The organism is Bradyrhizobium sp. 18BD (assembly GCF_054185225.1).
This window is the reverse complement of the sequence record NZ_JAVAYL010000019.1, coordinates 41,373-62,437: the sequence shown is the minus strand read 5'-3', so window position 1 is coordinate 62,437 and position 21,065 is coordinate 41,373. Positions and strand designations below refer to the sequence as shown.

Genomic DNA, 21,065 nt, shown 5'->3' with positions numbered 1-21,065 from the left:
AGGCGCCATTGGCCGGGCAAGATTTCGTGCCTACATCCCACGGACCTGACGCTCGGACCCAAAAATGGTGATGTAGACTTGCCGTTTCCGTATGGAACGGTCTACTGGCCGGATCATTTTCCCGGCGACGACCCCTTCTAGTCGGCCCTTCTTGAGAAGACCAGAAAGCGAATACGACGTGGACATCTACACCATCATCTTCCTGGCGCTGGCGGTCTTCATCTTCCTGAGGCTGCGCAGCGTGCTGGGGCAGCGCACCGGCAACGAACGGCCGCCGTTCGACCATAGTGCCGCCCGCAATGCGCTGGGGGGTGCCCAAGACAAGAACGTCGTGACCATGCCGGGCAAGGTGATCGATCAGGCCCCGCTGGCGCCAACGGTCGAGCCGGCCCCACCGTCCGATCGCTGGAAGGGTCTGGCGGAACCGGGCACCGCGCTGGCGCAAGGTCTCGACGCCATCGTCGACAAGGATTCCACCTTCGACCCGCGTCACTTCATTTCGGGCGCCCGCGGTGCCTATGAGATGATCGTGCTGGCCTTTGCCAATGGCGACCGCCGCGCGCTGCGCGACCTGTTGTCGTCGGAGGTCTATGACAGCTTCGACGCCGCCATCAAGGAGCGCGAGAAGAACGAGCAGAAGACCGAGACGCGCTTCGTCTCGATCGACAAGGCCGAGCTCGTCGGCGCCGAGCTGCGCGACCGCACGGCCCAGCTCACGATCCGCTTCGTCTCGCAGATGATCTCGGCCACCCGAGACAAGGCCGGTACCATCGTCGACGGCAGCGCCGACACGGTAGCCGACATCACCGATATCTGGACTTTCGCCCGCGACACCACCTCTCGCGATCCGAACTGGAAGCTGGTTGGCACCGGAAGCGCGAATTAGGCTCTTTCTGAAGAACGGCGCGACGGCGCTTTGCGCGGGTGCCGTCGTGCTTTCGTCGTTTTCGCTCGGTGCCGAGGCGGCGCGGCGTCACTATCGCAATCACCACCACCATCTCCCGCAACTGCCCGCGGCTCCGGCGCGGGCCTTGCCCTATCCGCAGCTCCCTCTCCCATTCGAGATCCCCGGCGCGCAATATATGCCGCTGGCCTGGGCCGACGTGAAGGGCTGGAGCGACGACGATCATCTCGCGGCGTACAAGACGTTCCGCGCCAGCTGCAAGCCGATCAATGCGCAGACCGGCGCTCCCGAGCCGAAGGCGCTCGGGGCTTCGCTGAGCGAGCCGTGCAAGGTCGCCAAATCGCTCGAGCTCGGCGACGACGCCAAGGCGAAGACATTCTTTGAAGAGAATTTTTCGCCGCTGCGGATTTCGCGCCTGGGCGAGCCCGATGGTTTCGTCACCGGCTATTACGAGCCGGTGCTGGAGGGCTCGCGCACGCAGACCGATGTCTTCAACGTGCCGGTCTATCGCCGTCCGTCGAATCTGTTCGTGCGCGGCTATAAGCAGGATTCGGTCAGCCTGCCCAATAAGGGCCCGGTCTATCGCAAGATCGGCCGCCGCAAGCTCGTGCCCTATTACGATCGCGGCGAGATCGAGGACGGCAAGATCGCCGGCCGCGGGCTGGAGATCGCCTGGCTGAAGGACCCGACCGATCTCCTGTTCGCGCAGATCCAGGGCTCGGCCCGGATCAAGTTCGACGACGGCGGCACGGTCCGGCTGAACTACGACGCCTATAACGGTTATCCCTACACCGCCGTTGGTCGCATCCTGATCGAGCGCGGCATCATTCCGAAGGAAGAGATGTCGATGCAGAAGATCAGGGAGTGGATGACGCAAAACCCAGATGGCGCCAAGGAGCTGCGGCGGCAGAACCGCTCCTACATCTTCTTCCGCGAGGTCAATCTCTCCGACAAGGACGAGGCGGTGGGCGCGCAGGGCATTCCGCTGACCGCCGGCCGCTCAATCGCGGTCGACAAGGCGTTGCATGTCTACGGCACGCCGTTCTTCATCGAGGGCGAGCTGCCGATTGATTCCGAGCGCGCCAAGACGCCGTTCCACCGGCTGATGATCGCGCAGGACACCGGCTCGGCCATCATCGGCCCCGCACGCGCCGATCTCTATTTTGGTGCCGGCCAGGAGGCTGGCCGCGTCTCGGGGCGGCTTCGCCATCCGATGCATTTTGTCATGCTGGTGCCGAAGGGCGTCGATCCCTCAGCGCGTGGCGCGAAGCTGCCGGTTCCGGACCCACGGCCTTCGGAGAAGATCGCAAAGCTGTTTCCGCAGAGCGATCAGGCCAAGCCGGCCGCAGCCGTGACGCAAGGCAAGAGTGAGACGGTCGCTGTCGCCAACCCCGTCCCGCTGCCGGTGCCGCGTCCCGCGATCGAGCCGGTTCAGGAGCCGCGGCGGCCAGTGAAGAATCGATCCCATCGACAGCAATGAAGCGATCGTCCCGTCCGCCCGTGCTTGAGCCTCGCCCCTCGCCGCGCCGCCGCGCACTGAGCGAGGAAGAGCGTGAGCTGTGGGAGCTCGTGGCAAAACAGGTCAAGCCGCTGAAGAAGCTACGCGCGACCAAGACGCAGGCCGCGCCGCGCGCCGAGCCTTCGCCCGCCGAACCGCGACCTGCATCATCGTCCCGTCCGATTGCTGCCGCGCCGGCGCCGCGTGTGGCGAAACCGGCGATGCCGCCTTTGGCACCGCTCGGCAAGCGCGAGCGGACAAAACTGTCGCGCGGCCGCAGCGAGATCGAGGCGCGGCTCGACCTACATGGTATGACCCAGATGCGCGCCCATCGTGCTCTCACCGGCTTCCTGCACCGCGCCCATCATGACGGCATGACCTTCGTGCTCGTCATCACCGGCAAGGGACGCAGCGGTGGCGAAAGCGGCGTGCTGCGGCGACAGGTGCCGGAATGGCTGAGCCTGCCGGAATTCCGCGCCTTCGTGGTCGGGTTCGAGGAGGCTGCCATCGGCCATGGCGGCGAGGGCGCGCTCTACGTTCGCATTCGCCGGGCGAGATTCTAGAACGGTCGGACGATTCCGACGCGCGGGATCAAGGTGATGATCAGGCCGAAGACGTTTGTCTTCTGATCCTCCTCGGGGATCAGCGCCGTCTCGCGCGCGGCGGGCAGCATCTTCACGGCGTGCAGGATCAGGAACATGCAGACCGCCCAGTTCGAGATCCAGCGCGAATAGTCGAACACCATTGCGAACATCACGAGATAAGCGAAGCTGACGCCTGTTAGCGCCGCGATGACGAGACGGCGGTGCAGCTCGCTCGCGAGCGCGCCGATCAGCTTGGCGAAGAAGCGCCACAGCGGCGTGTGCAGCCAGATCAGCAGCGCGAACACGGGCAGGCCGAGGATGTTATGCGGCAGCCGGCCCCAGGTGTCCGAGATCTCCTTGGCCAGCGGCTGGTACCAGATATAGGCGAATTGCAGCAGATCGGTCCGCGTCGGATCGGCCATCCGGGTCCTCAGATGCGCGACGAAATCCGCTTCGGGGATCGGCATCGTTCCCAAAAACTGCGCGGCGAAGAACAGCGCGGAGACGATGGCGAAGGCGACGATGCCAAAGGCGATGTTGGTGCGATCGAAGCCATAGGCGAGGTAATGCCTGATCACGACGATGGTGATGATCGTCGGCACATACATCAGCAGATGGATGTGGTGGATCAGCACGAGGATAATCGAGAACAGCGCGGCCATAGCGACGAACAGCAATGAGCGCGCCGGCATCAGCAGCAGGATGAGCGCGAGCGCGCAGCCATAGATGTCGAAATGGCCCAGCGTATGCATGAAGTTTTTCAGGAAGAACGGCGAGCCCGCGATGAACACGAACAGCGGTAGCGTCTTCGCGGTGAAGCCGAACGTCTTCTGAAACAGTTTTGCGTACAGCCCAAGTGTCACCAGCCAGGTCACCCCGCCCAGCGCGAACACTAGCCAGACCGGCACCTTGTCCGTGAACAGCGCGATGACCGCCCCGATCAGCGCCCGCTTGATGAAGCCAAGATGGTAGTCGACGAGAAGGTGGATGTAGGGGACGTAGGGCGGCAGCTGGATCTTGTGAATGAACACGCCGACGATGACCGCCGCGTTGATCGCGAGCAGCAGCCGCCAGGGGTTTTGCAGGATTTGTTTCAACAAGGACCGTCAGGGCTAACGGGTCCCCGCTTTCGCGGGGACGACGGCCCGATAGATAGCTGACCCCGGCCGAATTACAAAATGAACCGGCTCAGATCGGCGTTCTTGGCGAGGTCGCCGACGTGCTTCTGCACGAAATCGGCGTCGATCTTGACGGTCTCGCCGCTGCGGTCGGGGGCGGTGAAGGAGATCTCGTCCAGCACCCGCTCCATCACGGTCTGGAGCCGCCGCGCGCCGATGTTCTCGACGGTGGAATTGACGGCGACCGCGACGTCGGCCAGTGCGTCGACGGCGCCGTCGGTGATGTCGAGCGTCACGCCCTCGGTCTGCAGCAACGCGACATATTGCTTGATCAGCGAAGCCTCGGGCTCGGTCAGGATGCGGCGCATGTCGTCGCGGGTCAGGGCCTGCAGCTCGACACGGATCGGCAGGCGGCCTTGCAATTCCGGCAGCAGGTCGGACGGCTTTGCGACGTGGAAGGCGCCGGAGGCAATGAACAGGATGTGGTCGGTCTTGACCGCACCGTGCTTGGTCGAGACCGTGGTGCCCTCGATCAGCGGCAAGAGATCGCGCTGCACACCCTCGCGCGAGACGTCGCCGGCGGCGCGGCCTTCGCGGGCACAGATCTTGTCGATCTCGTCCAGGAACACGATGCCGTTGTTCTCGACCGCGCTGATCGCCTCCAGCGTCAGCTGATCGGTGTCCAGCAGCTTGTCGGATTCCTCGTTGACCAGGATCTCGTGGGAGCCTTCGACCGTCAGCCGCCGCGTCTTGCTGCGGCCGCCGAGCTTGCCGAAGATGTCGCCGATCGAGATCGCGCCCATCTGGGCGCCGGGCATGCCCGGGATTTCGAACATCGGCATGCCGCTGCCGCCGCCCTGCGTCTCGATCTCGATTTCCTTGTCGTTGAGCTCGCCGGCGCGCAACTTCTTGCGGAACGACTCCCGCGTCGCCGCGCTGGCATTGGCGCCGACCAGCGCGTCGAGTACGCGCTCTTCGGCGGCGAGCTGGGCCCGTGCCTGCACGTCCTTGCGCTTGCGCTCGCGTACCTGGGCGATCGCGACCTCGACGAGATCGCGGACGATCTGCTCGACGTCGCGGCCAACATAGCCGACCTCGGTGAACTTCGTGGCTTCCACCTTCAGGAACGGCGCGTTCGCCAGCTTGGCGAGACGCCGCGCGATTTCCGTTTTGCCGACGCCGGTGGGGCCGATCATCAGGATGTTCTTCGGCAACACCTCCTCGCGCAGGGAGCCTTCGAGCTGCTGCCGGCGCCAGCGGTTGCGCAGCGCGATCGACACGGCGCGCTTGGCATCGGCCTGGCCGACGATGAAACGATCGAGTTCGGAAACGATTTCGCGGGGGGAGAAGTCTGTCATGTCTGCTTAGCTAGGGCGGGAGGCGGCCGAGAACAAGCCGCATTTTAGGTCAGATGATGGGCGGACCCGATTGCCATTGTTTCACGGCGTCGATCGGATGGATCAGCATCAATATATTGAGCGTCAGATTGTCGCGAATGTGGAGCGCCAGCATGATTTCGAAGGCGAGCCCGATCAGGACCGTGATCGAGACCGGCAGGAGGCGCGCGACGAGGAACCCCAGCACCATGGCCAGATTGTCGGAGACCGAATTGACTATGCTGTCGCCGTAATAATCCAGCGAGATCGTGCCGGCGCGGTAGCGCTCGATGATGAACGGCGAGTTCTCGACGATCTCCCAGGCGCCTTCGATCAGCATCGCAATGATCAGCCGCGCCGGCCAGGAAAGGCGTACGAGCGGCAGGCGCACGAACAGCAGCCAGGTCAGGCCGTAGAACAGGAAGCCGTGCAGAATGTGCGAGAACGTGTACCAGTCTGCGATGTGCTGCGAATTTTCCGAGCTGTTCACCACGCCGTGCCAGAGCTTGACGTAGCCGCAGGTGCAGATCGGCACCCGTCCCATTGCAAACAGGATCGAGGCCTGCAGCGCCAATAACAGCAGCGCGACGCCGACCCAGGTAAGCGGCGGTGTTGCGACCTTGCTCTGGTGCGTTTGCGTCAGTGTCATGGTTCGCGCACCATCAGCAGCGCCGCGCCATCCGGTGTCTCGACCATGCGGTCGCGGACAAAGCCGGCCTTCTCATAGGCACGCAGGGCCCGCGCGTTGAGCGGGTCGGGATCGGTGACCATGCGCGGCAGGCCGCTCTCAAACTGCTTATCGACAAACTGACGGATGAACGCCGAGCCGTGACCGCGCGCGATCATGTCGCTTTCGCCGATGAACTGATCGATCCCACGCGTGCCCTCCGGTTGCGGCCCGAAGCCCGTATTCCAGGCGGTCAGGCGGTAGCATTGAAGATAGCCGAAGGGTTGCTGGCCGGCCAACACGATGAACTGGTCCATGGCGGGCTCGTCGAGGTCGCCGCTGACCAGCGCAAACTGCTCGTCCGGATCGCCCCACCATTCCCGCACATGGGCCGCGCCCAGCCACTGCCGGATCAGCGGCAGGTCGGTCACGGTCATCGGGCGGAAGGCGTAGGCGGGCGCCATGTCCTGTCCGGTCTGGCCTAGCCGGTCGGCAGGCTTTCGATGGTCAAATTGCGGTTGGTGTAGACGCAAATCTCGGCGGCGATGTCGAGGGAGCGGCGGACGATGGTCTCGGCGTCCTTATCGGTGTCGAGCAGGGCCCGCGCCGCCGCCAGGGCGTAATTGCCGCCGGAGCCGATCGCCATGACGCCTGCCTCGGGCTCGAGCACGTCGCCGGTGCCTGTCAGCACCAGGGAGACGTCCTTGTCGGCCACGATCATCATGGCCTCCAGCCGCCGCAGATAGCGGTCGGTGCGCCAGTCCTTGGCGAGCTCCACCGCGGCCCGGGTGAGCTGCCCCGGATATTGCTCGAGTTTGGCTTCCAGCCGCTCAAACAGGGTGAAAGCGTCGGCAGTGGCGCCGGCAAAGCCGCCGATCACGTCGCCCTTGCCGAGCTTCCGGACCTTTTTGGCGTTGGACTTGATCACGGTCTGGCCGATCGAGACCTGACCGTCGCCGCCGACCACCACCCTGCCGTCCTTGCGGACCGTCAAAATCGTGGTGCCGTGCCAGCCCGGCGAGCTGTTCTGGGAATCCCGCATTGAAGTACCTCGTTGTCCGGCCTGATTTAGGGGGTCGGGGGCAAGGGGACAACCTGGGCATAACGGCCGCTCCGGGCCCAATTTCGCTCACCATAGGCAGAAGTGGAGGCCCCGCCAGTCGTTCCCGCAGTAGCGAAGGCGTCATTTGGCTGTTAAGAGACTGGCGTTTTCGGCTCAAAGAGCATGATCCGGAAAAGTGGGTACCGGTTTTCCGACAGGATCATGCTCAGAATCAAAGTGGAAACCGATTTTCCATGCGCACCGCGACGATCAAGCGCAAGACCAAGGAAACCGACATCGAGGTCACCGTGAACCTCGATGGCACCGGCGTGGCCAATATCGCGACCGGCATCGGCTTTTTCGACCATATGCTCGATCTCCTCGCCCGCCATTCCCGCATCGACCTCACGGTCAAGGCGGTGGGCGACCTGCACATTGATTATCACCATACCACCGAAGACACCGGCATCGCGCTCGGCCAGGCGGTCAAGCAGGCACTCGGCAACATGGCGGGCATTACCCGCTATGCCGGCGTGCACATGCCCATGGACGAGACGCTGTCGCGCGTGGTCATCGACATTTCGGGCCGCCCGTTCCTGGTGTTCAAGGCCGACTTTCCCCGCGCCAAGATCGGTGAGTTCGACACCGAGCTGGTGCGCGAGTGGTTCCAGGCCTTCGCCATCAACGCTGGCGTGACTCTCCACGTCGAGACCCTATATGGCGATAACAGCCACCATATCGCCGAGTCCTGCTTCAAGGGTCTGGCACGGGCGCTGCGCACCGCGGTTGCGATCGATCCGAAGGCGGTGGGCGAGATCCCGTCCACCAAGGGCTCGCTCGGCGGCTGACATCTCCGTCTTGCGGCGAACGCTGCGGGCGGCACCACTGAATTCCTAGGAACGGGGCATCACCATGCCTGTCTACACAGTTCACGCTCCCTTCCCTGGCGGAGCCGATCTGCGTGCGACCGACAAGTTCGTGTTCGTGCGCGACGGTTTTCATTTCTGGGCGATGGTGGTCGGCCCGTTCTGGCTGCTGTGGAACAGGCTCTGGCTGGCGCTGATCGGCTGGGTGATCTTCCTGGCTGCCTTCGATGCCGGGCTGCATAGCCTCGGCGTTGGCCGCAGCGCGATTTTCTTCGCCAATATCATCGTCGCGCTGCTGATGGGCTTTGAAGGCTCCAGCCTGCGCCGCTGGACGCTCTCGCGCGGCAAATGGCGTCAGCTCGACGTCGTCATTGCCGATGACGAGGACACCGCCGAGCGCCGCTTCTTCGAGCGCTGGAGCCAGAGGCAGCACGGCATCGTCAACGATCAATGGGCCGTCGACCGCGGCGGCCCGCCGCCGACCCGCACCACGCCGGGTCAGCAATTCTCGAACCCGCCGCCGCTTCCGGCCGGCGGCATCATTGGTTTGTTTCCAGAACCGGGAGGGTCAAGATGAGCGTCGCCATCATCGATTACGGTTCCGGGAATCTGCATTCCGCCGCCAAGGCCTTTGAGCGCGCCGCGCGCAGCCTCGAAAATCCGCAAAAGGTTTTCGTCACCAGCGATCCTGATCAGGCCTACGAGGCTGACCGTCTGGTGCTGCCGGGCGTCGGCGCCTTCGCCGATTGCCGGCGCGGGCTCGATGCCGTCAACGGCATGGTCGAGGCGATCACGGAAGCGGTGCGCGTCAAGGCGCGGCCGTTCTTCGGGATCTGCGTTGGCATGCAGTTGATGGCGAGCCGCGGCAAGGAGCATGTCATCACCGAAGGCCTGAACTGGATCGGCGGCGACGTCGAGAAGATCACGCCGCGCGACGAGAGCCTGAAGATCCCGCACATGGGATGGAACACGCTCGAGCTGCTGCAGGAGCACCCGGTGCTGAACAAGCTGCCGCTCGGCCCCAAGGGCCAGCACGCTTATTTCGTGCACTCCTACCACCTCAACGCCGCCAACGAGGCGGACGTGCTCGCGCGCGCCGATTACGGCGGGCCTGTCACCGCGATCGTCGGCAAGGACACCGCCATCGGCACGCAGTTTCACCCCGAGAAGAGCCAGCGCTTCGGCCTCGCTTTGATCTCGAACTTTTTGCGATGGAAACCGTGATTCTCTTTCCGGCAATCGACCTCAAGAACGGCCAGTGTGTGCGCCTCGAGCAAGGCGACATGGCGCGCGCGACCGTGTTCAACCTCAATCCGGCCGCACAGGCGCAGAGCTTCGTCGAGCAGGGCTTTGAATATCTCCACGTCGTCGATCTCGACGGTGCGTTTGCCGGCAAGCCGGTGAACGCGCAGGCCGTCGAGGCGATGCTGAAGACGATCAAGATCCCGGTGCAGCTCGGCGGCGGCATTCGCGATCTCGCCACCGTCGAAGCCTGGCTCGACAAGGGCATCACCCGCGTCATCATCGGCACCGCTGCGGTGCGCGATCCTGAACTGGTGAAGGCTGCGGCGAAGAAGTTTCCGGGCCGCGTCGCGGTCGGGCTAGACGCCCGCGACGGCAAGGTCGCGGTCGAAGGCTGGGCCGAGACCTCGCAGGTGACGGTGCTGGAGATCGCAAAGCGGTTTGAGGATGCCGGCGTTGCGGCCATCATCTTCACCGACATCGCGCGCGACGGCCTGCTCAAGGGCCTGAACCTCGATGCGACCATCGCGCTGGCTGATAGCATCTCCATTCCGGTGATCGCCTCCGGCGGCCTCGCGTCGATCGAGGACGTCAAGGCGATGCTGACGCCGCGGGCGAAAAAGCTCGCCGGCGCGATCGCCGGCCGCGCGCTTTACGATGGCCGGCTCGATCCCGCGGCCGCCCTCACCCTGATCCGCAATGCGCGCGCGCCCGGGAGCTGACAGATGTTCAAGGTGCGTGTGATCCCCTGCCTCGACGTCAAGGATGGCCGCGTCGTCAAGGGCGTCAACTTCGTCGACCTGCGCGATGCCGGCGACCCCGTCGAAGCCGCGATCGCCTATGACGCTGCCGGCGCCGACGAGCTGACCTTCCTCGACATCACCGCGACCCATGAGAACCGCGGCATCATGCTGGACGTGGTCCGCCGCACGGCGGAAGCCTGCTTCATGCCCGTCACCGTCGGCGGCGGCGTGCGCAAGGTGGACGATATCAAGACGCTGCTGCGCGCCGGCGCGGACAAGGTCTCGATCAACAGTGCCGCGGTGTCGCGGCGCGAGTTCGTCAAGGAAGCTGCCGAAAAATTCGGCGAGCAGTGCGTGGTGGTCGCGATCGATGCCAAGCGGGTCAAGCGCCCGGGCGGCGACCGCTGGGAGATCTTCACCCATGGCGGCCGCAACTCGACCGGCATCGACGCCATCGAATATGCCCAGGAAGTGGTCTCGCTGGGCGCCGGCGAGCTTCTGCTCACCTCGATGGATCGCGACGGCACCCGGCAGGGTTTTGACATCCCGCTGACCCGGGCGATAGCCGACAGCGTTTCCGTTCCGGTGATCGCCTCGGGCGGCGTCGGCAATCTCGACCACCTCGTCGACGGTATCCGCGACGGGCACGCCACCGCCGTGCTGGCCGCCTCGATCTTCCACTTCGGGGAATTCACCATCCGTGAAGCCAAGGAGCACATGGCCCGGCGCGGGCTGCCCATGCGCCTGGATGCCTGACGACTCCGCTTCGTAAAAATGCTACACAGGCCGGCGGGGAATGGCCTCCACGGCCTCATGTGTTTCTGAGTAAGTCCGATGCCGCGTTTCACGATCCATGATCTGGCCGAGACCATCGACGCCCGCGCGGCCTCAGGTGGGGAGGCGTCCTATACCCGAAAACTCCTGGACAAGGGCGCCGAGCATTGCGCCAAGAAGTTCGGTGAGGAAGCAGTCGAAACCGTAATCGCAGCAGTCGAAAACGATCGCGCGCATCTGATCGCCGAGAGCGCCGACCTGCTCTATCACTTCCTTGTGCTGCTCAAGTCCCGTGGCGTAAAGCTGGAGGAGGTTGAGGCAGCGCTCGACAAGCGTACGAATATGTCTGGGTTGGAAGAGAAAGCGTCGCGTAAGGGCTAGGATAAGCCCCAACGGAAAGGTCGCGTCATGGATATCCGCGCACCCGAGCAGCAATATAATCCCTACCGCGTCTATACGCGGGAGGAATGGGCGCGACTTCGCGACGACACCCCGATGACGCTGGAGCCGGGCGAGTTCGACCGGCTGCGGTCGCTGCACGACCGCCTCGACTTGCAGGAGGTCGAGGACATCTACCTGCCGCTGTCGCGCCTCTTGTCGATCTATGTCGATGCGATGCAGCGTCTGTATTATTCTGAGCGCCAGTTCCTCAATATCCGCGACCGCAAGATGCCCTACATCATCGGCGTCGCCGGCTCAGTCGCGGTCGGAAAGTCCACCACGGCCCGCGTGCTCCAGGCTCTGTTGGCGCGCTGGTCGCCGCGGCCGAAGGTCGAGCTGATCACCACCGACGGCTTCCTCTATCCCAACGCGGTGCTCGACCGGCAGGGCATCATGCAGAAGAAGGGTTTTCCGGAAAGCTACGACCTGCCGCTGCTGCTGAGCTTCCTCTCCGACATCAAGTCCGGCCGCCGCAATGTCCGCGCGCCGGTCTATTCGCATCTGACCTATGACATCGTGCCGAACCAGTGGGTGGAGATCGACCAGCCCGACATCCTCATCGTCGAGGGCGTCAACGTGCTGCAGACCGGCAAGCTGCCGCGTGACGGCAAGGCGGTGCCCGTCGTCTCCGACTTCTTCGACTTCTCGGTCTATATCGACGCGGATGAGGCGGCGCTGCGGCGCTGGTACATCAAGCGTTTCCTGGCGCTGCGGGACACCGCATTCACCAATCCAAAGTCCTACTTCAACCGTTATGCGCTGCTGTCGGACGAGGAAGCAACCGCGACCGCGATCGCGATCTGGGAGCGCACCAACCTCGCCAATCTCGAGGACAACATTTTGCCGACGCGTCCCCGCGCGACGCTGATCCTGAAGAAGGGCGCGGATCACGTGGTGGAGAGCGTGGCGCTGCGGCGGCTGTAGATTCGCCGCCTCCTATTGGTCGGCCTTCGCCGTCCAATCGGCGGGCTTGATGCGTGCCATGAAAGTCGCGGGCCCGGAGCCGTTGGCGCGGTAGACGAAGGCTTCGCCTTCCTGAACGTCTCCGGCCTCCTTGCCGAAGGCATCGGCAATGTTCGTCTTGTGAGTGACGAGGACGGTGTTCGTGCCGGCCGTCGGCGATCGATCGACGAGCTGGCGCACGGCCGTTCCGGCCTTTGCGTTCGCAGCGGTGGGGTTTGCCATTCCCGATGCGCTGGCGTTGCTGCTGTCCGTCAATGCGTCGACCGGTTTGCACTCTTTGCCGGTGATCAGCTTGCCGGCTTCGATCGCGCGGTTCAGACGGCTTGTGTAGACATCCCCGATCGGAATCGCGCGCGCCTGGATTGCCGCCCCGATCTGACGCGCCATATCCCTACCCTTCTCACTCAGCTGGCGCTGGGTACTCAAGTCGTCGAACTTGAAGGGATAGACGTCCTTCTGGCTGTCGTCGGTTGCGGTGTGCCGAAATACCAGAACGTAGCCGCCTTGCTTCAACGAGGTGATGAGCTGCGACGTGTCCGCTGCGGCGGCCTGGGAGAAAACGGCGAGCAGGACGATGACGGAGAGGCGGGAAAGCACATTCATGCGCGATATCCTCGTCGGAAACCGAGCCCCCGAAGGATGATGATGCGCACTGCGTTGGATTTCAATTGCCTATTATCGGCGAGGGACGCACGGGGCACGCCTCTCACCACACCGTTATTGCGAGCGCAGCGAAGCAATCCAGAATCCTTCCGCGGAGGCAGTCTGGATTGCTTCGCTGCGCTCGCAATGACGGGGAGAGAGCGCGGGCTACACCACCAGATGCCGTGATGCCGCCAGTCCCGCCAGCGCCTCGTCCAGCTTCTCGCGATCGAGCGGCTTGATCAGAAACCCGTTCATGCCGGCCTCGAAGCAGGCATAGCGATCCTCGACCAAAGTGTTGGCGGTGAGGGCGAGGATCGGCGTGTGATGACCGCCGGTGGCGGCCTCATGGGCGCGGATGCGCTTGGTCGCCTCGATGCCGTCGAGCTGCGGCATCTGGATGTCCATCAGCACGAGATCGTAGGGCGTGCCGGCCGACGACGCTGCCAGCCAGGATTCCAGCGCGGCCTCGCCATGGACGGCGATGACGACGCGATGGCCGAGCTTGGTCAGCAGCGAGCGCATCAGCAGCGCGTTGATCTCGTTGTCCTCGGCAACGAGGATCGAGAGCTCCTTTGCCGGTGTCGCCGGCGTGGCTTCAGCCGGTGGCTCCGGCGCGAGGTCGGGCGAGGTGACCTCCGGTGGCGTCAGCGCGAGGCGAGCAGCGAGCGAGGCCGCGCGCAGCGGTTTTACTAGGAAGCCGGTGAAGGCCGGCGAGAGCTTTTCATGGCGCGAGCTCGACGTCAGCAGCACCAGCCGTTGCAGCGCGTGTGTGCGCGCCACTTCGCCGAGCCGATCGGCGATTGCAGGACCGATCGCGCGGTCGACCAGCACCGCATGCCAAGAGCGTTCCGGCAGCAGCACCTCCGCGACGGCGGCATCAGTGACGAGACAAGTCTGACCGCCCCAGCGCTCCAGCCGCCGCGCGATCAGCGAGGCTTCGATGCCATCGGCGACCAGGAGGATCGACTTGCCGGAGAGATCAGGGCTCGGGAATCCGGTCTGCCCGGCGCCGGTTTGCGATGGCGCGAGCGGCACCGCGACCTCGAAGGTCGCGCCCTTGCCCGGCTCGCTCGTGAGCGTGATGCGGCCACCCATGCGCTTGACGATGCGTTCGCTGATGGCCAGCCCAAGCCCGGTGCCGCCATAGGTGCGCGCGACACGCTCGTCGGCCTGCTCGAATTCGCGGAAGATGCGCTGCTGCGCTTCCGGCGCGATGCCGATGCCGGTATCGCGGACCAGAAAGCTGATCTCGTTCGGCCAGATGCCGGGCTCGACGATCAGCGTAACGCCGCCGTGCGCCGTGAATTTGATGGCGTTGCCGGCAAGGTTGAGCAGCACCTGGCGCAGCCGCGCGGAATCACCGACCACTTCGAGCGGCAGGCGCTCGTCGACATAGGCGGCAATCTCGAGCTGCTTGGCCTGCGCCCGTGGCGCCAGCAGCTCGGTGATCTCCTCGATCAGGGTCGAGAGCGCAAAGGGACGCTGCTCGAGATCGAGCTTGCCGGCCTCGATCTTGGAATAGTCGAGCAGCTCCTCGATCAGCGCCATCAGGGCTTCGCCGGAGGTTTTCACCGCCCTGGCATAGGTCGTCTGCTCCGGCGTCAGCGTGGTGTCGAGCAGCAGGCCGCCCATGCCGATGATGCCGTTCAACGGCGTGCGAATCTCGTGCGAGGCCATCGCGAGAAAGCGCGACTTGGCGCGGTTGGCGGCGTCGGCCTGGTCGCGCGCCTCCGACAGCGCGCGTTCGGTCTCGGTGCGGTCGGTGACGTCGCGGCCCACGCTCTGCAATTCAGCCGCCTGGCCGGCATCGAGACGGACATAGCCTTCGCGCCAGGCGATCCAGCGCGCGCCGAGCGGCGTCGTGATCCGCTGGTCGTGGATGCGCGTGCCGTTGCTCTCGCGGGCGCTGTCGCCCTGCTCCACCACGTCGAAATCGAACCGCGTGCCGACCAGCGCCCCGCGCGCCTGTCCGGCGAGCGCGCAATAGGCGTCATTGGCGAAGGTGATGCGGCCCTGGTGGTCGCGCAGCACGATGAGGTCGCCCTGCTGCTCGAACAGGCTGCGGGCGCGCTCTTCCGCTTCCTTCAGCTCCCAATTACGATCGATCAGTGCCTCGTTGTGGGCGGCGAGCGTCCGCAGCCGCTTGTTGACGAAGCGCAGCCGCATGCTGAGCGTAGCGAGGCCAAGGCAGGCGAGGGCGAACAGAAAGCTCGCGCCGATCGCAAACGTATTGGGATCGTAGCCGGAATTCTCGGAGCGGCTGCCGGAGACGAAGCCATAGGCGCCGCCGAACGTCGCCGAGAAGATCATGAAGGAGCGGATGGCGAAGTGGATGCGGGGATGCTGCCGCCTGAAACGGCGCATGCGCACCTTGATCCGGAACGTCCGACCCATCGTCACCGACCCTTGTCCGAAACCCCACCCCGCCGCGTGCGACGATGTCGCGCCGACCTTGCGAACAGCTTGAGGCTTTGTTTCCGCCTCCAAACAGGGTTAGCGAGGTGTTAATGGCTCAAGCATGATCCGGACCCGAAGGGCCGCGTTAGCGCAAAGTGCGCAGCGGTCTTCCGGAAAGATCATGCTCTAACTTAGAGCGAGGCGGCTTGGAGCGGGAGCGGGCGGTGGCCGCCATGGGCGCCGACAATCAGTGCCGCCGCTTCGCGCTGTGAGAACGTCTTCGAGCGCACATAGATGCGGTAATCGGCCGGCCCGTCGGTGGAGAGGTAGATCACCGGACCGCCGTCGACAGGCTGAGCGGCGATGGTGATGAGGCGGTTCGCCGGACGGGCCTCGCAGGAATCGGTCTCGGAGCCGAGACCATCGTCCACGACCGCGAAGTCCGCACCGTTCGCATCGTCGGTGATCTGAACCCGCACCGTGGCGCGCTCCGGATCGTCGGTGAACGCGACATGGACGCCGGCGGTCCAGAACAGGGTCGTCAGCTCGACGGAGGTGTCGCCCACGGCGATGCAGGGGTGCGAGACCGATCCGATCTCGCTGCGGGCAAACACCGCAGCCGCCAGCAGGGGAACAACCGAGGCCAGGATCTTGAAACGCAACATGACACTCTACTCGCCAAGGACTCGCGAAGGCCGCTCGGGAACTGACCCCTGTAACTCGTGGCCTTATGGTTTGCAGAGCGTAAAGGAAACTCGTTACCGCCGGGTTGATGCGCGGAATGATCAAGCCATCTGCCGCACATCCTCCGCGAGTGCGCGGTAGGACAAAGCTTCGGCGAGATGCAGCCGGCCGATCTTCTCGGCGCCGTCGAGGTCGGCGAGCGTGCGCGCGACCCGCAGCACGCGGTGATAGCCGCGCGCCGACAGCCGCATGGTCTCGGCGGCATCGCGCAGCAGCTTCTGGCCCTGCGCATCGGGCTTGGCGATGTCCTCGAGCACGGAGGCCGGCGCCTCGGCATTGGTGCGGACCTTGGGCAGGCCCGCGTCCGCATAGCGCGCGAGCTGGATATCGCGTGCGGCGGCCACGCGTGCGGCGACCTCGGCGGATCCTTCCGCCGGCGGCGGCAGGATCAGGTCGGCCGCGGTCACCGCGGGAACCTCGATGCGCAGATCGATGCGGTCCATCAGCGGGCCGGAGATGCGCGCCTGATAGTCGCCGGTGCAGCGATCGATGCGACCGCGCTTGCAGGCATAGCCGGGCTCGAAGGCATTGCCGCAGCGGCAGGGATTCATCGCGGCAACCAGCATGAAGCGGGCGGGATAAGTGACGCGATGATTGGCGCGCGACACCGCGACCTCGCCGTTCTCCAGCGGCTGGCGCAGCGAATCCAGAACGCGCGGATCGAACTCCGGCAGCTCGTCGAGGAACAGCACGCCTTGATGCGCCAGCGAGATCTCGCCGGGCTTTGCCCGCATGCCGCCGCCGGTGAGCGCGGCCATGCTGGCGGAATGATGCGGCGAGCGGAACGGCCGCCGCGACGTCAGCGCACCACCCTCGATCTCGCCGGCAACGGAGGCGATCATCGAGACCTCGAGCAGTTCGCCCGGCGACAGCGGCGGGAGAATGGACGGCAGCCGCGCCGCCAGCATCGACTTGCCGGCGCCGGGCGCGCCGATCATCAGCAAATGATGCCCGCCGGCGGCCGCGATCTCCAGCGCGCGCTTGGCGCTCTCCTGGCCCTTGATGTCGCGCAGATCGAGCGGCGAGCTTGCTGCTTCATGCACCTTTGGCACGGGCCGCGACAGCACCTGCGTACCCTTGAAATGGTTGGCGATCTGGATCAGCGAATGTGCGGCGATGATCTGGATATCAGGGCTCGCCCACGCCGCTTCCGAGCCGCAGGAGGCCGGGCAGATCAACCCTTCCTCGCGCACATTGGCGCCGAACGCAGCCGGCAGAACGCCGGCCACGGGTGCGATCGAGCCGTCGAGGCCGAGCTCGCCGAGCACGGTAAAACCCGTCAGCGCGTCCGGCGGGATCGCGCCGATCGCGGCCATCAGCCCGAGCGCGATCGGGAGATCATAATGGCTGCCTTCCTTGGGCAGGTCCGCCGGCGCCAGATTGACGATGATCCGCCGCGCCGGCAGCGCCAGACCCGAGGCAATCAGCGCCGAGCGGACCCGCTCGCGCGCCTCCGACACCGCCTTGTCCGGCAGGCCGACGATGGCAAAGGCCGGCAGGCCGGGCGCGACCTGCACCTGCACGTCGACCGCGCGGGCCTCGATCCCCTCAAAGGCGACGGTAGAAACCCGCTGAACCATGCCTGTCCTCTTCTGCAATCAAGGGTAGCAGAACCCGCTATCCGCTGCAAGAACAATACAAGAACAAATTCCGGGGCGCGCAAACCCTAACCAGCCGTAAACACAGCGCCGACACTACGCCTCGAATGCGAGCGGCTCTCATCAGCACATCCCAACGAATGTTCGCTACTGCTAAGGGCGCGGGATGGGCCGTGATCTAACAAGTGAACAAATCAAAATGCTTGCAAATCGCCGGAGAAGCGAACGACGGGTGTGCAGCCGGCTCGCCAAGATTCATTTTGGGGCGGGCTCGCTGCCGCGGGATTGCACGATCACCGATATTTCGGATGGTGGCGTGAAGGTCGTGGCGGAATTCCTGGAAGTGCCGCCGCAATTCACCATCATCTTCGCGCCCGATTATTCCCGCCAGTGCCGCCTGCGCTGGCGCATCGGCTGCGAATTCGGTGCGGAATTTACCGATTGAGACGCGAGCACTCGCGTCTTTAACGGGACTTTAGCGTTAATCGGTAAGCATCTCTGATCAGTCGCCGAGTGATCAGAGTATGTCCAAGCGTTTGTCCGTTGCCTCTCTCCCGGCGAAATATCTGTCTTCCGCACTTCTGGTCCTTGCCCTCGGCGGCTGCCAGACCACAAGCCTCGAGGACGTGACGGGCGCGCTCGGCGTCAAGTCGGAGCCCGCGGCCCAGGCTGACGCCAAGCCCGACATGAAGCCTGACATGGACGCCCTGCGCGAGCGCTATCGCGCCAAGCCCAGCGATCCCGTCGTCGCGCTCGAATACGGCAAGGCGCTGCGCGAGACCGGCCAGCGCGGCCAGGCGGTCGCGGTGATGGAGCAGGCGGTGCTCGCCCATCCCAGCAACAAGGCGTTGCTCGCCGGCTACGGCCGCGCGCTCGCCGACAACGGCAATTTCCAGCAAGCCTTCGACGTGCTGAGCCGCGCGCATACGCCGGAAGACCCCGACTGGCGCATCCTGTCGGCGCAGGGCGCGGCGCTCGACCAGCTCGGCCGCAACGAGGAGGCGCAGCAATATTACGCCTCGGCGCTGAAGATCGTGCCCGACGAGCCGCAGGTCCTGTCCAATCTCGGCCTGTCCTACGTGCTGCAGAACAATCTGCCGCGGGCGGAGGAAACCATGCGCCGCGCCTATCAGCGCAATCCTTCAGATCCCCGCGTGCGGGCCAATCTCGCGCTGGTGCTGGGGCTGGAAGGAAAGCAGGCGGAGGCCGAGACCATCGTGAAGGGTGATCTGCCGCCGGATCAGGCCGCGGCCAAGGTCACCGCGCTGCGCCAATTGCTGGCGAAGAGGCAGCAGCAGCGGGCGGAGAAGTAGTCCGCCCTCTTCAGCTTCTTTTTTGACGCGTTTTCTTGACGCGAACCGGAATCCACTTCGCTCGAAAACGCTTTGGTGGTTACGACGCCTTGCGATGCGGGGCGGACGGGCGGCTCGCCCGCGACTTCAGCTTCTTCAAGAGCGGTCCGAGCAGCGTACGCTTCGGCTTTTTCACCTCGCCGCGCCCGGCGAGACGGTTCGCCATGTTCTGGAACAGCTCGGTGGTGCGGTGGGTCTTGGAGACTTCCGCGATCATCTGGCCGTTGTTGGCGGCGGTCGAGAACAGTTTCGAATCGAACGGAATCACCGCGATCGGCTGGCCCTCCATGGTCTTGGCGAACGCCTTGACCTCGATCTCCGCGCGCTTGTGCATGCCGACCTGGTTCACACAATACAGCGGCGGCCGGTCGTTCGGGCGCGCCGCCTTCAGCACGCTCAGCATGTTCTTGGTGTTGCGCAGATTGGCGAGATCGGGCTCGGCCACGATCACGATGTCGTCGGCGTTGACCAGCGCGCGGCGCGTCCAGCCCGACCATTGATGGGGAACGTCGAGCACGATACAGGGCGTCGTCATGCGCAGCGTGTCGAAGATCGCATCGAAGGCTTCGGCGCCGAAATCGTAGACGCGATCGAGCGTGGCGGGCGCGGCGAGGAGGCTGAGGCGCTCGGTGCATTTGGCGAGCAGGCGCTCCATCAGCGCCGTGTCGGGCCGGTCCTGCGATAGCACCGCATTGGCGATGCCCTGCGCCGGATCCTGGTTGTAATCGAGGCCGGCGGTGCCGAAGGCGAGGTCGAGATCGATCACGACGGAATCGAGCGCGAGGTCGCGCGCGATGGTCCAGGCCAGATTGTGCGCGACGGTGGAGGCGCCGACGCCGCCCTTAGCGCCGACCACCGCGATGACGCGGCCGGTGATGATGGCCTCGGAGGCCGAGAACAGGCTGCAGATCGAGCGGACCACGTCGAGCGTTTCGACCGGTCCCACCACATAGTCGTTGACGCCGCGGCGAACCAGCTCGCGATACGGCGCGGTGTCGTTGGGATTGCCGATCACGACCACGCGGGTGCCGGGATCGCAGACGCCGGCGAGATCGTCGAGCCCTTCCAGGATGTCGCGGGTGCCGTCGGATTCGATCACGATCACGTTCGGCGTCGGCATCGACTCATAGGCTTCGATCGCCGCCGCGAGGCCGCCGTCCTTGGCGGTGAGATGCGCCTTGGCGAGCCGGCGGTCCTGCCCGGCCGCGGTCACCGCCTTGAGCGTCTGGTCGGTCTCGCAAAACGCCTGCACGGAGATGCGGGGAACCGGCGCAATGTGTTCCTCGGGGTGCCGCGGGTCGTCCGCTTCTTCTTCGTTGACGCCTGTCATTTGCCTGTGTCGCTGAGTTTGGCCTTGTCGGCATCGGGGGACGGGCTCGCGATCGGCGTGCCCTTACGATAGCGTTCGAAGGCGATGTCGCGCCGCGCGGTATAGACCGGTGTTTCCGACCGCGGCTGCTCGAGGTCGGCGGGATTGTCGATCATCGCCGCGAGATTGCGCTGGGTGGCGCAGCCGAGATTGAAGTACGGCCGGTTCTCGTTGTAGCCGGGATCGAGGATGGACGGACCGACGTCTTCCGGCCACAGCCCGCAAGGACCGGCGACCGCGGCGATCCTGGAATAGCTGAGGCGGATGGTCGGCAGCAGGCCGGGATCCTCGGGCCGATAGGGATGCCGCACGATCGCGCGCGACGGCACGCCGCCGGAGGCGAGCACGGAACGGATGTCCTGATAGGTCGCCGATGCGGCGCGCGAGTTCGCGGTGTCGACGGGCACGTCGACGACGACGGAGCCGGTGCCTTCGCGGGTCCAGTCCCGGGCGATGCCCGCGACGTCGGCCTGCTGCGCGGCCGTAAGGCCGCCGCGCGCGTTGCCGACGAAGATCACGATCGACTTCTTGCCTTCCTGCACCGCGATCGGATGACGCTGGCGATAGTCGGTCGGCACCGTCTGGGTGATGATCTCGCCGGTGGTGTTGCACGCGCCCAGCATGACGGAGAGCCCCGTCAGCGCCAGCGCGAGCCTTAAATTGCGACGTCGATCGGAAGTCGTCTTCGTCATCGCTGTGTCCCCTCGTGCCCCAGTTCCTGCCCCATGTCCTGCCCCGGTCC

The 21,065-nt window shown here is 65.1% G+C and carries 23 protein-coding genes; 12 read left to right on the top strand and 11 right to left on the bottom strand.

Annotated elements, in window-relative coordinates; translation table 11 throughout:
* The first annotated feature begins 178 nt into the window (after nucleotides 1–178).
* The 3 genes from RAD16_RS29685 to RAD16_RS29675 are packed head-to-tail and all read left to right on the top strand — an operon-like array spanning nucleotide 179 to nucleotide 2,965.
* Entirely contained in the window at nucleotides 179–886 is a 708-nt protein-coding gene (locus RAD16_RS29685) for a Tim44/TimA family putative adaptor protein (protein WP_458161379.1), read from the top strand.
* On the top strand, nucleotides 864–2,384 hold the full coding sequence (gene mltA, locus RAD16_RS29680) for a murein transglycosylase A (RefSeq protein ID WP_458161378.1): 1,521 nt from the start codon (nucleotides 864–866) through the stop codon (nucleotides 2,382–2,384). Before RAD16_RS29685 ends, mltA begins: the two co-directional genes overlap by 23 nt.
* Nucleotides 2,381–2,965 carry a Smr/MutS family protein gene (locus RAD16_RS29675; protein ID WP_458161377.1) on the top strand — a complete coding sequence of 195 codons (585 nt, stop codon included), beginning with the start codon at nucleotides 2,381–2,383 and terminating at the stop codon, nucleotides 2,963–2,965. Before mltA ends, RAD16_RS29675 begins: the two co-directional genes overlap by 4 nt.
* Here the strand turns inward: RAD16_RS29675 and RAD16_RS29670 are convergent.
* The 5 genes from RAD16_RS29670 to hslV all read right to left on the bottom strand — a co-directional run bounded on the left by RAD16_RS29670 (nucleotide 2,962) and on the right by hslV (nucleotide 7,189).
* The gene (locus RAD16_RS29670; RefSeq protein WP_458161376.1) at nucleotides 2,962–4,086 is read right to left on the bottom strand and encodes a hypothetical protein; all 1,125 of its coding nucleotides are present in this window, start codon (nucleotides 4,084–4,086) and stop codon (nucleotides 2,962–2,964) included. The two genes, RAD16_RS29675 and RAD16_RS29670, sit on opposite strands and share 4 nt — an antisense overlap.
* 71 nt (nucleotides 4,087–4,157) lie before the next feature.
* Nucleotides 4,158–5,462 (bottom strand): ATP-dependent protease ATPase subunit HslU, encoded by a 1,305-nt coding sequence (gene hslU / locus RAD16_RS29665; protein WP_458161375.1) that lies wholly within the window; start codon nucleotides 5,460–5,462, stop codon nucleotides 4,158–4,160.
* 49 nt (nucleotides 5,463–5,511) lie between these two features.
* Nucleotides 5,512–6,129, bottom strand: a complete 618-nt coding sequence (locus RAD16_RS29660) for a DUF2585 domain-containing protein (protein ID WP_458161374.1) — start codon at nucleotides 6,127–6,129, stop codon at nucleotides 5,512–5,514.
* Nucleotides 6,126–6,611 (bottom strand): GNAT family N-acetyltransferase, encoded by a 486-nt coding sequence (locus RAD16_RS29655; protein ID WP_458161373.1) that lies wholly within the window; start codon nucleotides 6,609–6,611, stop codon nucleotides 6,126–6,128. Before RAD16_RS29655 ends, RAD16_RS29660 begins: the two co-directional genes overlap by 4 nt.
* Before the next feature lie 17 nt (nucleotides 6,612–6,628).
* A complete protein-coding gene (gene hslV, locus RAD16_RS29650) occupies nucleotides 6,629–7,189 on the bottom strand; it encodes an ATP-dependent protease subunit HslV (RefSeq protein WP_458161372.1) in 561 nt (186 codons plus the stop codon).
* A gap of 254 nt (nucleotides 7,190–7,443) precedes the next feature.
* Between hslV and hisB the strand changes: the two genes are divergently transcribed.
* From hisB to coaA, 7 genes are all read left to right on the top strand, one after another.
* A complete protein-coding gene (gene hisB / locus RAD16_RS29645) occupies nucleotides 7,444–8,037 on the top strand; it encodes an imidazoleglycerol-phosphate dehydratase HisB (RefSeq protein ID WP_458161371.1) in 594 nt (197 codons plus the stop codon).
* Nucleotides 8,038–8,101: 64 nt separating this feature from the next.
* Entirely contained in the window at nucleotides 8,102–8,632 is a 531-nt protein-coding gene (locus RAD16_RS29640; RefSeq protein ID WP_458161370.1) for a DUF2628 domain-containing protein, read from the top strand.
* A complete protein-coding gene (gene hisH / locus RAD16_RS29635; RefSeq protein ID WP_194465315.1) occupies nucleotides 8,629–9,279 on the top strand; it encodes an imidazole glycerol phosphate synthase subunit HisH in 651 nt (216 codons plus the stop codon). The genes RAD16_RS29640 and hisH overlap by 4 nt, the downstream gene beginning before the upstream one ends.
* A complete protein-coding gene (hisA, locus tag RAD16_RS29630) occupies nucleotides 9,276–10,019 on the top strand; it encodes a 1-(5-phosphoribosyl)-5-[(5-phosphoribosylamino)methylideneamino]imidazole-4-carboxamide isomerase (RefSeq protein ID WP_458161486.1) in 744 nt (247 codons plus the stop codon). The genes hisH and hisA overlap by 4 nt, the downstream gene beginning before the upstream one ends.
* Before the next feature lie 3 nt (nucleotides 10,020–10,022).
* Nucleotides 10,023–10,796, top strand: a complete 774-nt coding sequence (gene hisF, locus RAD16_RS29625) for an imidazole glycerol phosphate synthase subunit HisF (RefSeq protein ID WP_458161369.1) — start codon at nucleotides 10,023–10,025, stop codon at nucleotides 10,794–10,796.
* Between the two features lie 78 nt (nucleotides 10,797–10,874).
* Entirely contained in the window at nucleotides 10,875–11,195 is a 321-nt protein-coding gene (locus RAD16_RS29620; RefSeq protein ID WP_458161368.1) for a phosphoribosyl-ATP diphosphatase, read from the top strand.
* Nucleotides 11,196–11,222: 27 nt separating this feature from the next.
* Entirely contained in the window at nucleotides 11,223–12,179 is a 957-nt protein-coding gene (gene coaA, locus RAD16_RS29615) for a type I pantothenate kinase (RefSeq protein ID WP_458161367.1), read from the top strand.
* 12 nt (nucleotides 12,180–12,191) lie between these two features.
* Here the strand turns inward: coaA and RAD16_RS29610 are convergent, their stop codons facing one another.
* The 4 genes from RAD16_RS29610 to RAD16_RS29595 form a co-directional block, all read right to left on the bottom strand.
* Nucleotides 12,192–12,821 (bottom strand): histidine phosphatase family protein, encoded by a 630-nt coding sequence (locus RAD16_RS29610; RefSeq protein ID WP_458161366.1) that lies wholly within the window; start codon nucleotides 12,819–12,821, stop codon nucleotides 12,192–12,194.
* 207 nt (nucleotides 12,822–13,028) lie between these two features.
* On the bottom strand, nucleotides 13,029–15,257 hold the full coding sequence (locus tag RAD16_RS29605; RefSeq protein ID WP_458161485.1) for an ATP-binding protein: 2,229 nt from the start codon (nucleotides 15,255–15,257) through the stop codon (nucleotides 13,029–13,031).
* Between the two features lie 194 nt (nucleotides 15,258–15,451).
* Entirely contained in the window at nucleotides 15,452–15,925 is a 474-nt protein-coding gene (locus RAD16_RS29600) for a hypothetical protein (protein ID WP_458161365.1), read from the bottom strand.
* A 120-nt stretch (nucleotides 15,926–16,045) separates the two neighbouring features.
* Nucleotides 16,046–17,584: a YifB family Mg chelatase-like AAA ATPase gene (locus tag RAD16_RS29595; RefSeq protein WP_458161364.1), complete on the bottom strand. Its 1,539-nt coding sequence runs from the start codon at nucleotides 17,582–17,584 to the stop codon at nucleotides 16,046–16,048.
* Between the two features lie 217 nt (nucleotides 17,585–17,801).
* On the opposite strand from RAD16_RS29595, the gene RAD16_RS29590 reads away from it, so the two are divergent.
* Nucleotides 17,802–18,047: a PilZ domain-containing protein gene (locus RAD16_RS29590; protein ID WP_011083489.1), complete on the top strand. Its 246-nt coding sequence runs from the start codon at nucleotides 17,802–17,804 to the stop codon at nucleotides 18,045–18,047.
* Nucleotides 18,048–18,126: 79 nt separating this feature from the next.
* Nucleotides 18,127–18,915: a tetratricopeptide repeat protein gene (locus tag RAD16_RS29585; RefSeq protein ID WP_458161363.1), complete on the top strand. Its 789-nt coding sequence runs from the start codon at nucleotides 18,127–18,129 to the stop codon at nucleotides 18,913–18,915.
* Between the two features lie 79 nt (nucleotides 18,916–18,994).
* Here RAD16_RS29585 and RAD16_RS29580 read toward each other — a convergent pair whose 3' ends face one another.
* Together RAD16_RS29580 and RAD16_RS29575 are read right to left on the bottom strand one after the other, a co-directional pair.
* A complete protein-coding gene (locus tag RAD16_RS29580) occupies nucleotides 18,995–20,284 on the bottom strand; it encodes an AAA family ATPase (protein WP_458161362.1) in 1,290 nt (429 codons plus the stop codon).
* On the bottom strand, nucleotides 20,281–21,015 hold the full coding sequence (locus tag RAD16_RS29575; protein ID WP_458161361.1) for a CpaD family pilus assembly protein: 735 nt from the start codon (nucleotides 21,013–21,015) through the stop codon (nucleotides 20,281–20,283). Before RAD16_RS29575 ends, RAD16_RS29580 begins: the two co-directional genes overlap by 4 nt.
* Between the last annotated feature and the right edge of the window lie 50 nt (nucleotides 21,016–21,065).

Bases quoted from the DNA above. Each gene is read 5' to 3' on its own strand.
- RAD16_RS29585 (WP_458161363.1), top strand. From the start codon at position 18,127: ATGTCCAAGCGTTTGTCCGTTGCCTCTCTCCCGGCGAAATATCTGTCT.
- hisB (WP_458161371.1), top strand. From the start codon at position 7,444: ATGCGCACCGCGACGATCAAGCGCAAGACCAAGGAAACCGACATCGAG.
- RAD16_RS29660 (WP_458161374.1), bottom strand. From the start codon at position 6,129: ATGACACTGACGCAAACGCACCAGAGCAAGGTCGCAACACCGCCGCTT.
- RAD16_RS29640 (WP_458161370.1), top strand. From the start codon at position 8,102: ATGCCTGTCTACACAGTTCACGCTCCCTTCCCTGGCGGAGCCGATCTG.
- RAD16_RS29605 (WP_458161485.1), bottom strand. From the start codon at position 15,257: ATGGGTCGGACGTTCCGGATCAAGGTGCGCATGCGCCGTTTCAGGCGG.
- hslU (WP_458161375.1), bottom strand. From the start codon at position 5,462: ATGACAGACTTCTCCCCCCGCGAAATCGTTTCCGAACTCGATCGTTTC.
- RAD16_RS29600 (WP_458161365.1), bottom strand. From the start codon at position 15,925: ATGTTGCGTTTCAAGATCCTGGCCTCGGTTGTTCCCCTGCTGGCGGCT.
- coaA (WP_458161367.1), top strand. From the start codon at position 11,223: ATGGATATCCGCGCACCCGAGCAGCAATATAATCCCTACCGCGTCTAT.
- RAD16_RS29620 (WP_458161368.1), top strand. From the start codon at position 10,875: ATGCCGCGTTTCACGATCCATGATCTGGCCGAGACCATCGACGCCCGC.
- RAD16_RS29610 (WP_458161366.1), bottom strand. From the start codon at position 12,821: ATGAATGTGCTTTCCCGCCTCTCCGTCATCGTCCTGCTCGCCGTTTTC.
- RAD16_RS29655 (WP_458161373.1), bottom strand. From the start codon at position 6,611: ATGGCGCCCGCCTACGCCTTCCGCCCGATGACCGTGACCGACCTGCCG.
- hisH (WP_194465315.1), top strand. From the start codon at position 8,629: ATGAGCGTCGCCATCATCGATTACGGTTCCGGGAATCTGCATTCCGCC.
- RAD16_RS29675 (WP_458161377.1), top strand. From the start codon at position 2,381: ATGAAGCGATCGTCCCGTCCGCCCGTGCTTGAGCCTCGCCCCTCGCCG.
- hisF (WP_458161369.1), top strand. From the start codon at position 10,023: ATGTTCAAGGTGCGTGTGATCCCCTGCCTCGACGTCAAGGATGGCCGC.
- RAD16_RS29595 (WP_458161364.1), bottom strand. From the start codon at position 17,584: ATGGTTCAGCGGGTTTCTACCGTCGCCTTTGAGGGGATCGAGGCCCGC.
- RAD16_RS29580 (WP_458161362.1), bottom strand. From the start codon at position 20,284: ATGACAGGCGTCAACGAAGAAGAAGCGGACGACCCGCGGCACCCCGAG.
- RAD16_RS29575 (WP_458161361.1), bottom strand. From the start codon at position 21,015: ATGACGAAGACGACTTCCGATCGACGTCGCAATTTAAGGCTCGCGCTG.
- RAD16_RS29590 (WP_011083489.1), top strand. From the start codon at position 17,802: ATGCTTGCAAATCGCCGGAGAAGCGAACGACGGGTGTGCAGCCGGCTC.
- hslV (WP_458161372.1), bottom strand. From the start codon at position 7,189: ATGCGGGATTCCCAGAACAGCTCGCCGGGCTGGCACGGCACCACGATT.